Origin of the sequence: Ideonella lacteola (assembly GCF_038066555.1) — a bacterium.
GTDB lineage: Bacteria > Pseudomonadota > Gammaproteobacteria > Burkholderiales > Burkholderiaceae_C > Ideonella > Ideonella lacteola.
Window position 1 is genome coordinate 205,403 of the sequence record NZ_JBBUTG010000003.1, and the last position, 10,472, is coordinate 215,874.

At 67.5% G+C, this 10,472-nt stretch carries 12 protein-coding genes; 10 read left to right on the plus strand and 2 right to left on the minus strand.

The window, feature by feature from the left end:
* Positions 1-39 precede the first annotated feature (39 nt).
* Entirely contained in the window at positions 40-1,323 is a 1,284-nt protein-coding gene (locus tag AACH06_RS06685; protein WP_341424873.1) for an MFS transporter, read from the minus strand.
* Between the two features lie 481 nt (positions 1,324-1,804).
* Here AACH06_RS06685 and AACH06_RS06690 point away from each other — a divergent pair, with 481 nt between their 5' ends.
* The 6 genes from AACH06_RS06690 to AACH06_RS06715 all read left to right on the plus strand — a co-directional run bounded on the left by AACH06_RS06690 (position 1,805) and on the right by AACH06_RS06715 (position 7,754).
* Positions 1,805-3,142: an ANTAR domain-containing protein gene (locus AACH06_RS06690; RefSeq protein ID WP_341424874.1), complete on the plus strand. Its 1,338-nt coding sequence runs from the start codon at positions 1,805-1,807 to the stop codon at positions 3,140-3,142.
* Positions 3,143-3,189: 47 nt separating this feature from the next.
* A complete protein-coding gene (minC, locus tag AACH06_RS06695) occupies positions 3,190-3,987 on the plus strand; it encodes a septum site-determining protein MinC (RefSeq protein WP_341424875.1) in 798 nt (265 codons plus the stop codon).
* Between the two features lie 78 nt (positions 3,988-4,065).
* Positions 4,066-4,881 (plus strand): septum site-determining protein MinD, encoded by an 816-nt coding sequence (gene minD / locus AACH06_RS06700; RefSeq protein WP_341424876.1) that lies wholly within the window; start codon positions 4,066-4,068, stop codon positions 4,879-4,881.
* A 6-nt stretch (positions 4,882-4,887) separates the two neighbouring features.
* The gene (gene minE, locus AACH06_RS06705) at positions 4,888-5,148 is read left to right on the plus strand and encodes a cell division topological specificity factor MinE (RefSeq protein ID WP_341424877.1); all 261 of its coding nucleotides are present in this window, start codon (positions 4,888-4,890) and stop codon (positions 5,146-5,148) included.
* A gap of 120 nt (positions 5,149-5,268) precedes the next feature.
* The gene (locus AACH06_RS06710) at positions 5,269-5,961 is read left to right on the plus strand and encodes a DUF6776 family protein (RefSeq protein WP_341424878.1); all 693 of its coding nucleotides are present in this window, start codon (positions 5,269-5,271) and stop codon (positions 5,959-5,961) included.
* Positions 5,962-6,128: 167 nt separating this feature from the next.
* The gene (locus AACH06_RS06715) at positions 6,129-7,754 is read left to right on the plus strand and encodes a hypothetical protein (protein ID WP_341424879.1); all 1,626 of its coding nucleotides are present in this window, start codon (positions 6,129-6,131) and stop codon (positions 7,752-7,754) included.
* A 16-nt stretch (positions 7,755-7,770) separates the two neighbouring features.
* Here the strand turns inward: AACH06_RS06715 and AACH06_RS06720 are convergent, their stop codons facing one another.
* Positions 7,771-8,274 carry a hypothetical protein gene (locus tag AACH06_RS06720; RefSeq protein WP_341424880.1) on the minus strand — a complete coding sequence of 168 codons (504 nt, stop codon included), beginning with the start codon at positions 8,272-8,274 and terminating at the stop codon, positions 7,771-7,773.
* Positions 8,275-8,325: 51 nt separating this feature from the next.
* Here AACH06_RS06720 and AACH06_RS06725 point away from each other — a divergent pair, with 51 nt between their 5' ends.
* From AACH06_RS06725 to AACH06_RS06740, 4 genes are all read left to right on the plus strand, one after another.
* Positions 8,326-8,886, plus strand: a complete 561-nt coding sequence (locus AACH06_RS06725; protein ID WP_341424881.1) for a GrpB family protein — start codon at positions 8,326-8,328, stop codon at positions 8,884-8,886.
* A complete protein-coding gene (locus AACH06_RS06730) occupies positions 8,883-9,395 on the plus strand; it encodes a GFA family protein (RefSeq protein WP_341424882.1) in 513 nt (170 codons plus the stop codon). Before AACH06_RS06725 ends, AACH06_RS06730 begins: the two co-directional genes overlap by 4 nt.
* A gap of 63 nt (positions 9,396-9,458) precedes the next feature.
* Positions 9,459-9,917: an NUDIX domain-containing protein gene (locus AACH06_RS06735; RefSeq protein WP_341424883.1), complete on the plus strand. Its 459-nt coding sequence runs from the start codon at positions 9,459-9,461 to the stop codon at positions 9,915-9,917.
* Between the two features lie 102 nt (positions 9,918-10,019).
* Positions 10,020-10,430, plus strand: a complete 411-nt coding sequence (locus tag AACH06_RS06740; protein ID WP_341424884.1) for a hypothetical protein — start codon at positions 10,020-10,022, stop codon at positions 10,428-10,430.
* Positions 10,431-10,472: the final 42 nt, after the last annotated feature.

Here is a 10,472-nt window from a genome sequence, read left to right on the forward strand (position 1 = left end):
CGCGCAGCGAGGGGGTTGTGTCATCGGCTGCCCCTGTGCCTACGGCCGCCCGCTCTGCGGGGTGAAGCGCGTTTCAGCGAAGTCCATCGGTGCCGCCGGGGCGATCGCGCGAGCGCGGCCGCCCTTCTCTGCCCACGTCCGAGTCCAGCGGATCTGCATCACCCGCATCACCGCCAGCATCAGCAGCGAGAGCAACGCGAACAGCACGAAGCCCCAGGTGTACTGGCCGAGGTACTGTTTCGACAGGCCCATGGCGTTGGGCACCAGGCCGCCGCCCAGTGCACCGATCTCGCCGATCATCGACCCGGCCACCGCCGTGGTGGTGGGCCAGCGCAGCGGCACCAGCTGGAACAGCGCACCGTTGCCCGCGCCCAGCGCGGCAAAGCAGACGATGAGCAGCAAGGTGGTCACCGCCAACGAGCCACTGGCGAAGCCGACCAGGCCCAGGCTCAGCGCCACGACCACCAGCACCCAGGTGAGCGTGTTCACCCCGCCCCAGCGATCGCTGATCCAGCCCCCGGCCACCCGCACCGCCGCCCCCATGAAGGCTGCGAGCATCGTCAGCTGCCCTGCCTGCACCTTGCTGACGCCGAACTGGTCGTGGTAGTAGCTCGGCAGGAAGGTGGTCAGCCCGATGAAACCGCCAAAGGTGACGCCGTAGATCAGGCTGAAGACCCAGCCGTCTTTCTCGAACAGGCAGGCGATGTGGGCACGGAAGCTGGCGTGGGCGTCGACGTCGGGCGGCTCTTTCGCGAACAGCACCATCACCGCCATCGGCAACAGGATCGCGCCTGCCGCGACAGCGTAGACCGTCTGCCAGCCCAGCCACTGCGCGAGCGGTGGGGCCACCAGCACCGACACCGCCGTGCCGACGTTGCCGGCTCCCACCAAGCCCATCGCCAGGCCTTTGTGCTGCGGTGGGAACCAGCCTGAGCCCAGGCTCAACGCCACCCCGAAGCTGGCGCCTGCGATGCCGAGCAGCACGCCCATCTTCAGCAGGCCCTCGAAGCTGTCCACCGCGAAGTAGCCGTACAGCATCGCCACCGCGATCATGCCCATCTCTACCAACGTGGCGTTCTTGCGGCCGATGTACTGGGACAGCACGCCCAGCGGAAACCGCATCAGCGCGCCCGCGATGATGGGCACCGACAGCATCACGCCTTTCTGGGTGGGGGTCAGCCCGTAGGTCTCGCTGATGAACGGTGCCATCGCCCCGTTGAGCACCCAGATGCAGCACGAGAACGCGAAGTAGACGAACGCCGCGACCAACGTGGGGAGGTGGCCGGCGCGGGCGAACTGCTGGAGGCTGGGTGGAGCGGTCATGGTGAGGAACGGGCGGTGAAAGGGCGTGGGGCTGGGGTGGTCTGATGAGGGAAGGCGGTCGCGGCGTGTCGAGAGAGGCCGAAGGGGCCCGATGCGCTGGTGATCGCGATGGCGATGGCCCCTGAGGCCACGCAGCGCCAGCGGCGCGCGTCATGCCATGGGGTGGAGTGATCCAGCGGATGGGGCGTCCAGCGCGGCGCGCGGTGGCGCGTGATCGCGTCGGTTTCTCGGCGGGCCTGCGTGTGCAGGCGCCAGACTCGAATGGCCAGGGTCGGCGGGCCCGGGCACACCGCGTTCACGGTGTGCCTTGCATGAAGCGGCAAAGCACTGCGCCGAAGCGCACGAGCCAGGCCGAACCCTGATGGACGGTTGACAGGCGGTGCGTCGTTACACCGCGCCGAAGTCAATGCAAGAGGCATGCCCGATTGGCCCGAATGGGCCGCGGCGCCAGATTGGGCGGTGTCGGCCTCACAATCTGCGCATGCCCCACTGCCTGATCCTGCTGTCGTCGTCCGAGGTGGAAAGCCCCTCCCGATCGACGCGGGACGCGGCGACGCACGAGCTGACGCAGGCGCTCCACGTCGCGGGCCACCGCGTCACCTGGGTTGGTGGCTGCGATGCCCTGGCGCATCAGCCTGGTGCCTCGGGCGATCAGGCTGGTGCGATGGCACCGGAACAGGTCGTCGTGGTGGGCGAGGTGTCGCCGCTGCTGGCCGCGCTGCAGGCGCTGCCGGGCGAGCCGGCCTGGCCAGTGACGCTGCTGGGCCCGCCGCCTTCTGCTGACGAGCGCGAGGCGCTGCTCGCCGCCGGCCTCGCGGGTTGGTGGCCCTGGCCGGGCTTGCCATCCGCGGCCCTGGGCGACGCGCTGGCGATCGACCGTGCACGCTGGCGGCACGACACCCAGCAACGTGCCGAATTGGCGCGTGCACGAGGCCAGCTGGACGAGCGCAAATGGGTCGATCGCGCGAAGGGCGTGTTGATGAGTGCGCGCGGCATCGGCGAAGACGACGCCTTCCGCCTGCTGCGCGGGGCGGCCATGCATGCGAACCTGCGTGTGGGCGAGGTGTCTCGCTCGGTGATCGAGGCGAGCCAGTGGGCCGAGGCGATCAACCGGGCGGGGCAGCTGCGCATGTTGTCGCAGCGTCTGGTGCGCTTGGCGGCCCAGCGCCTGGCGGGCATCGAAGCGCGGCGCGCCCGCGCCCTGCAAGACGAAGCGGCGCAACGGGTGCAAGAGAACCTGGACCACCTGGCCGCCACGCCGCCGATGGCGAGTGCCTCGGCGGCCACCCGTGGGGCCCTGGCGGCGGTGAACGCGGCCTGGGTGGCGCTGTCCGCCATCCTGGAGCAACGCCAGTCGCCTCAGGCGCTGTTGGACATCGACGAACGCGCGACGCGCCTGTTGGCCAGTGCGGAAGCGCTGACGGAATCGCTCGAGGCCGGCGGTGCGCGGCGGGCGCTGAAGGTCGTCAATCTGTGCGGCCGGCAGCGGATGCGGGTCCAACGTATCGCCAAGGACGCACTGCTGGCCTCGCTGCTCGACGATGCGGATCGCCGCGCCGCATTGCCCGCCTTGCTCGACGAGGTGGAGCAGACCCTGCATGAACTCGAAGCCACCCCGCTGGCCAGCAGCGACAGCCGCGAGGCCTTGGCCCTGGCGCGCGACGAATGGTTGCGCCTGCTGCGCGGCCTGCGAGGGCTGGATGGGGCGCAGGCGCAAGACAGCCGAGCCCTGCTGGTGCGGGCGAGCGACGCCCTGCTGGACGTGTTCGACCGGCTCACAGCCAGCTATGAGCACAGCCTGCAGGTGATCATGTCGTGAGCGGCCCGTTACACTCCGCGGCCTCTGCTGCTGTTTCCTGTGCTGACATGAGTGTGGCTCCGGCCGGTGGCGACGACGCTGCCTTCGATCTCAAGAACACCTCCCTGCCGCTGCTGTCCATCGCGTTGAAGAGCGCCGATGCGGCGGCGCTGGCGGATGCACTCGCCAGCCGCCTTCGCGAAACGCCCCAGCTCTTCAACCACGATCCCGTCGTGGTCGATCTGTCGGCGCTGCGCGAGGCCGAGGTGGCGATCGACTTCGAGGCGGTGCTGGCCGCGCTGCGGGACCACAAGCTGCAGCCCGTGGCCGCAGCGGGCGGCTCGCCCGCGCAGATGGAGGCCGCCCTCGCGGCGGGTCTCTCCGAAGCGCCCGACCCCACGCCCCTTCCGAAGCCGCGGCCCGTGGAAATCCGCGAGGTCGAGGTGGTCAAGGAGGTGGTTCGCGAGGTGATCGTCGAGGTGCCGGCGCCGGTGGCGCCGACCTTGGTGGTCGATCGGCCGCTGCGCTCGGGCCAACAGGTCTATGCTCGCGGGGGGGATCTGGTGGTGCTGGCGGCTGTGAATTTCGGGGCCGAGGTCATCGCCGATGGTCACATCCATGTTTACGCGCCGTTGCGTGGCAAGGCGATCGCCGGCAACAAGGGCAACACCGAAGCTCGTATCTTCAGCACTTGCTTCGAACCAGAATTGATCGCCATCGCCGGCGTCTACCGCACCACCGAGACCGCGCTGCCTGCCGAGGTGCATGGCAAGCCGGCCCAGGTGAGGCTCGTCGACGACAAGCTGGTGATGGAGCCGTTGAAAGAACCCCTGAAAGAGCCCAGAGGCCGCGCCGAGATCGCTTGAGACCCACCCGTGCCGCGCGGCACCTGAAGGCCAGGGTGGGCTGTTTTCCCTGCTTCAAATTTCGAGGACTCGTTACCGATGGCAAGAATCGTCGTCGTCACTTCCGGCAAGGGCGGTGTGGGCAAGACCACCACCAGCGCCAGCTTTTCGACCGGGCTCGCGCTGCGCGGGCACAAGACCGCGGTGATCGACTTCGACGTCGGCCTGCGCAACCTCGACCTGATCATGGGCTGCGAGCGTCGGGTGGTTTACGACCTGATCAACGTGATCAATGGCGAGGCCAACCTGAACCAGGCATTGATCAAGGACAAGCAGTGCGACAAGCTGTACGTGCTGCCTGCCTCGCAGACGCGTGACAAAGACGCGCTGACGAAAGAGGGCGTCGAGCGGGTGCTGAAAGACCTGGCGGCGATGGAGTTCGACTACATCGTCTGCGACTCGCCGGCCGGCATCGAGACGGGTGCGCTGCTGGCGATGCATTTCGCCGACGAGGCGCTGGTCGTCACCAACCCAGAGGTCTCATCGGTGCGCGATTCCGACCGCATCCTGGGCATGCTCAGCAGCAAGACCCAGCGCGCCATCGAGGGCAAGGAGCCGGTGAAAGAGCATCTGCTGATCACCCGCTACAACCCCAACCGGGTGCAGGACGGCCACATGCTGTCGCTGGGCGACATCCAGGAGATCCTGCGCATTCCGCTGTTGGGTGTGGTGCCCGAGTCGGAGACGGTGCTGCAGGCATCGAACCAGGGCCTGCCCGCCATCCACATGAAGGACAGCGACGTGGCCGGCGCCTACCAGGATCTGGTCGCACGCTTCCTCGGTGAAGACAAGCCCATGCGCTACACCGAGGCGGTCAAGCCCGGCATCTTCAAGCGCCTGTTCGGCGGGAGGTAACTGCCGATGTCGTTCCTGTCTTTCCTGCTGGGGGAGAAAAAGCAGACCGCCAGCGTGGCCAAAGAGCGGCTGCAGATCATCCTGGCCCACGAGCGTGCCGGCCGCACCGGGGCCGACTACCTGCCCGCGCTGCAGCGCGAACTGGTGGCCGTGATCTCGAAGTACGTTTCGATCAACCCCAACGACATCAAGGTCCACCTCGAACGCCAGGACAACCTGGAAGTGCTCGAAGTGAAGATCGAGTTGCCCGAGGCCTCGCGCTACTGATGTGCGGTGATGCGCTCGGCCTGCGGGCCGGGCTCGTCGAGGCTCGCGCCAGAACATCGCGTTGCACTGTGCGGCGCGCCTGGCGCTAGCCTGTGGCCGTACTCTCCAACCACTGTGTGAATGTTCGGCCGCAACAAGCCCATCGTTTTCGATCCCTATGCCCGGCAGCGCTCCCGTTCGTGGATGCCACGCTGGCTCGTGCTGCTGCTCGTCGGCACCGTGGCCGGTGCGGGCGGTGTCATCTATCTCCAGGAAAAGCATCTTCCACCGCGCCTGTCGCCCAGTGAATCGGCCGCGCTGCGCGGCGCCTTCGACAAAGCGGAGGCCGAGCGCCAGCGCCTGCAAGGTGAGTTGGCGCAGGCGCAGAAGCAGCTGAGTGCGGCGCTCGCCGACAACAAGAGCCTCGGCACCGAGCTGGCCACGCTCAAGAGCACCGCGCAGAGCCTGCACGCCGACGTCGCTTCGCTGGTCGATGCGCTGCCACCCGATCCGCGCGACAACGGCATCGAGGTGCGCGCGGGCCGATTCGAGGCGGGTGCGAACGCGCTCAGCTACGACGTCGTCCTCACCCGCCCGCGGGGCGCATCCCGCCCCACCCAAGGGGTGTTGCAGCTCACCTTGGCGGGCGAGTCGGCCAAGGGGGGCGCCGGCAATGTCACGGCGAAGGCGCTGCCCGTCTCGATCGGGCACCACGAGATCGTTCGCGGCACCGTGCCGTTGCCCGAAGGCTTCAGGCCCAAACAGGCGACGGTGCAGGTGCTCGACCGCGAAGGCGGCCGCTCTCTCGGCATGCGGGTGATGCTGGTCAAGTAGCAGCCGCGCAGGCGCGGCCCGCGTGCCGGATGGTGGTGCAGCGTCCACATCACACGGCGTGCGCCACCGTGATGTCGGGTTCGCTGGCGATTTCTCGTATTGATCGATGAGGACACCCGTTGTTGGGACGGGTGAGAAGACCTCCATCGATCGATCTGGGAGCCGCCATGAGCACCTCGTTGACCGCCGGGATCCTGCCGCTGCGTCCCGCCCGGCTGGCCCCTGATTCCGATCGCACGCCGCAGGCGGGCTCCCGTTCAGTGGGGGTGTGCCTGTCAGGCGGTGGCAGCCGGGCCCTGTCGTGCGCGATGGGGCAACTGCGCGGCCTGCGCCACCTGGGCTTGCTGGACGACGTTTTCGCGATCTCGTCGGTTTCCGGCGGCACGTGGGCCAATGCGCTGTTCAGCTACCTGCCCCAGACCATCTCGGACGATGAGTTTCTCGGTGCCGTCGAGCTCGATCCGCAACAGCTCACGCTCGACCGCCTGGAGCAGATGCCGGCGCGCAACCTGGGCCGGGTGCCCACCCGCTTCGACCCGGCACGTGTGCTGGAGGCGCTCTACCGCCTGAAGGAAGAGCACCACTACGCCAACTGCGAGCTGTGGCAGGGGTTCATCGGCGAACTGGTGCTGAGGGACCACGGGCTGTGGCAACCCGGCCCCGATGGTTTCGACCCGCGCTTCTTCAGCTGGACCGAGGCCTACCTGAAGACGCCGCGCGGCATCCTGGCGCAGAACCCCTTGCTGCACCTGGATGACTTCATCACCGTGCAGCGCAAGCGGCCCTATCCGGTGTTCAACACCAGCCTGTTCAACAACGACAGTGACGACGCCGACCTGGTGCCCTTCGAGGCCAACTTCATGCTCGGTGTGCGGGCGGCCTTCCCGAAAGGCGCGCAGCAGCGCGGCGACATCGGCGGTGGGCTCGTCGACTCATTTGCCATGCGCGGCGCCTACCTCGGCGAGGCCGACCCGGGCGAGGTGCGCACCAGCCGGCCCCAGCGTGCCTTCTCGCTCAGCGACATCGTCGGCTGCAGCAGCGCGGCCTTTGCGCAGATGTTCGAAGAGCAGTACACCGAGTTTCGCGGCTTGGTGCCGCGCTACCTGTATTGGCCCATCAAAAACCGCGCGGAGCAGCCGCCGCTCGAATACCGCTTTGCCGACGGAGGCAGCCTCGAGAACCTGGGTGTCAGCGCCTTGCTGGCGCGCGGCGTGCCCCGTCTCATCGTCTTCATCAACACCGACGAAGGCGTGAGGCGCGATCCCGCGCGCAACGAAGTGGTGGTCTCCGGCGACTTGCCGCCGCTGTTCGGCCTGCAGCCCTTCTCGCCGGTGCACGGCTACGTTCCCTACGGCCCCTACGACCACGGCCACGGCGCCGCGCGGCTCTACCGCCACAACCAGGTGTTCGAGACCAGCGCGTTCACCGAACTGAAGCAGCGCCTGCACGCCGCCAAACGGGCCGGCGGCGCCCTGCTGGTACGCCAGACGCTCAAGGTGCTGAGCAACCCCTGGTTCAATGTGCCGGCGCAAGAGTCGGTCGAAGTGCTCTGGGTCTACAACGACAACGTCACCAGTTGGTGGAACGATCTGCCCATCGAAACCCGCGCTTGGCTGGATGTCGAGAGCGTGGACGACTTCCCGCTGTACGACACCTTCACCCAGCTCTACCTCACCCCCATGATGGTCAACGCCCTGGCGCACCTGGCTTGCTGGAACGTGGCGTCCTCCTCGACCCTCGGCAACCCCGGGGGGCTGACTAACGCCGATGTAGTGCGGGGCATGTTCGGCTGACCGTCGCGCGGTCTGTTCAGCGGGGCAACTCGGCGCGTGACATCTCGGCCTGAAGTTGCGCGATCTCCTTGGCCGCGGCCTCGCGCGTGAAACGCCCGCGCGCCTCGCGGAGGGCGCGCTGCAGGTAGGGCATCGCGGCGCGCCCGTACGACTCTCGGAAGTGGTACGGCAGGAAGGATGCCGCCTTGTTGTCATCCAACATGATCGGCAGCAGCACGTCCATGTCTGCAGGGTTTCGGTGCCAGGCCAGACAGATCACCGGCTGCCCCTTGTCCTTGGCCAAGGCCACGACCTTCAGGAGCGCTTCATGGATGCCCGGCCCGCGTGCCGTGCCGAGGTACAACGACAACGTCCTGTACACCGCGTCGCTGCTCAACGACAACGCGTATGGCACGTGGCCCAATACCAACTTGTCGAGGCTGGTGAAGAAGCCCGCACTGCTCTTCTCGAATGCATCGCCGATGGACTGCAGCGGCTTGTATCCGCGGATGCGGTGCAGGACTTCATAGCCGCCAGCCACCAGCAGCGGACACCGGCGAACATCCGATTTCTCCGTTTCACTGGACTAGGCATGAAGAACGACAATGAGTCCGCTGACCATGTGGTGGTGGTGCCTTACGACGTCGAATGGCCGGCCCGCTTTGAGTCTGAGCGGCAATGGCTTCAGCCACTGCTGGCGCCATGGCTGACGGGCGACATCGAGCACATCGGCAGCACCTCGGTGCCTGGTCTTGCGGCCAAACCCGTCATCGACATGATGGCGCCGGTGGCCTCGCTGAAGGACGCTCGTCCTGCGATCGTTGCCGCGAGCGAAGCAGGGTATCTGCACCACCCTTACCGCGCAGACGTGATGCATTGGTTCTGCAAGCCATCCCCGCACGTCAGAACGCATCATCTGCACCTGGTGCCTCGCGACAGCCCCCTGTGGCGCGAGCGCCTCGCCTTTCGCGATGCCCTGCGGGCCGACCCGAATTTGGCTCAGCAGTACGCGGCGCTCAAGATGCAGCTCGCCGCCCAGTTCCGGACCGACCGGGAGGCCTACACCGTGGCCAAGGGCCCGTTTGTCCAGAGCGTGCTCTCCACCGTGCTGCCCAGTCTTCCACCGCGGCCCGACGGTGAGGCCGCGCCGTGAGCGCGCCAGATCCCGCATCCGCGGCCCAGCCGGGGGGCACGGCGGCGGCATGGCCGGGGCATTGCCTGTGCGGCCATGTGCGCTATGAACTGACGGCGCCACCACTGACCTGCTACGCCTGCCACTGCACGGACTGTCAACGGCGCACCGGTGGCGCGATGCGCCTGGTCATGTGGGTGCATCGCTCGGCCGTGCAGGTGACGCTGGGCACGCCGGTGCTGCTCGAGTTTGACGGTGCGGGCGGTCGCCCCCGCCGATCGCGGGCCTGCGCACGGTGCGACACCCGTTTGTGGGCTGAGCCGCCCAATCAGCCTGAACTGGCGATGCTGTTTCCGGGCACCCTGGAGAACCCGCGCGCGTTTGAGCCCGTGGCCCATCTCTGGCTTCGCAGCGCGTTGCCTTGGACGCTGATACCGCCCGGTGCGGTACGGTACGACACCCAACCGGAAGACCCCCATGAACTCATTCGACTTTGGCGTGCGGCGCGGGCCGCGGATCGCTTGCCGTGAAGGCCAGTCCTCGGTGCACCCCGCCGATGGGGCGCTGTTGAACAGCGCGGCTGGAGCATGCGCATGAGGCACCGCATCGCGGCCGGTGTCTTGCTGGAGCACGACGGCAAGATCCTGCTCGTGCGCCACCTCAAAGCGGGTGCCTATGACTTCTGGGTGGCGCCGGGTGGCGGGGCCGAAGGCCAGGAAGATTTGCGAGACGCAGCGCGCCGTGAGGTGAGAGAAGAGTGCGGGTTGTTGATCGAGCCGCTGCAGATCGCCTACATCGAAGAGTTCTGCCAGCCCGGTCAGCGTGAATGCAAGGTCTGGTTCACAGCCCGATGGATCGGCGGCACCCTGGATGCCACCGCCATTGAAGCCACCCGCGAACACATCGTCGAGGCGGCCTTCCTGGACCGAGCCGACTTCGACGGCAAGACCATCTTCCCGCCCGTGCTGGCCGATGGCCAATACTGGCGCGACCAGGCCGCCGGCTTCGCGTTCCCGAAGTATCTGGGCGTACGCGAGATGGCGTTCTATTGACGGGCAAGCGGTGCTTCACCAGCCGGCCGCCTACTGAGGGGATGACCTCAGTGTCAGCGCCCGGCGCAACGCTATGCTGGCTGCATGAAGTTGGAGAGAGCCATGTCGGCAAAGGCAGTCTTGTCCGGCGTGTGGGCGACTTCGGTCGCACTGGCCGTCCTGGCGCCGGCGGCAGCGGAAGACCGATTGCAGATCGGCATCTACAAGGAGGAGACACCCCTTGGCAATGAACGACTGGAGCCGCGCGTGGTCGCCACCAAATGGTCGCGAGGTGACCTGCAGGTGCTGATCGACCAGGCCGCGCCCTGCGGTGACACGACCGTACCGGCCGACCCTGTCTGGGACATCAACGGCCAGCTGATCACCATGCGCTACCGCTGGCATCCCATGCCCGAGGAGGGCGCGCCGCCGCCCGAGCTGTGCATGAAGCACCTGCAGGCCTGGGTGTTCCGCGTGCCAGAGAAGATGTACCAGGTGGTCGTGTCCAAGCAGGTGCCTCGCTTCGCGAGGTAGTGCGGCCCTGCGCCCATGCGGGCGCCGGACGGCGTGGTGCCG

Bases quoted from the DNA above. Each gene is read 5' to 3' on its own strand.
- AACH06_RS06710 (WP_341424878.1), top strand. From the start codon at position 5,269: ATGTTCGGCCGCAACAAGCCCATCGTTTTCGATCCCTATGCCCGGCAG.
- AACH06_RS06685 (WP_341424873.1), bottom strand. From the start codon at position 1,323: ATGACCGCTCCACCCAGCCTCCAGCAGTTCGCCCGCGCCGGCCACCTC.
- AACH06_RS06690 (WP_341424874.1), top strand. From the start codon at position 1,805: ATGCCCCACTGCCTGATCCTGCTGTCGTCGTCCGAGGTGGAAAGCCCC.
- AACH06_RS06725 (WP_341424881.1), top strand. From the start codon at position 8,326: ATGAAGAACGACAATGAGTCCGCTGACCATGTGGTGGTGGTGCCTTAC.
- AACH06_RS06715 (WP_341424879.1), top strand. From the start codon at position 6,129: ATGAGCACCTCGTTGACCGCCGGGATCCTGCCGCTGCGTCCCGCCCGG.
- minE (WP_341424877.1), top strand. From the start codon at position 4,888: ATGTCGTTCCTGTCTTTCCTGCTGGGGGAGAAAAAGCAGACCGCCAGC.
- AACH06_RS06735 (WP_341424883.1), top strand. From the start codon at position 9,459: ATGAGGCACCGCATCGCGGCCGGTGTCTTGCTGGAGCACGACGGCAAG.
- AACH06_RS06740 (WP_341424884.1), top strand. From the start codon at position 10,020: ATGTCGGCAAAGGCAGTCTTGTCCGGCGTGTGGGCGACTTCGGTCGCA.
- minD (WP_341424876.1), top strand. From the start codon at position 4,066: ATGGCAAGAATCGTCGTCGTCACTTCCGGCAAGGGCGGTGTGGGCAAG.
- minC (WP_341424875.1), top strand. From the start codon at position 3,190: ATGAGTGTGGCTCCGGCCGGTGGCGACGACGCTGCCTTCGATCTCAAG.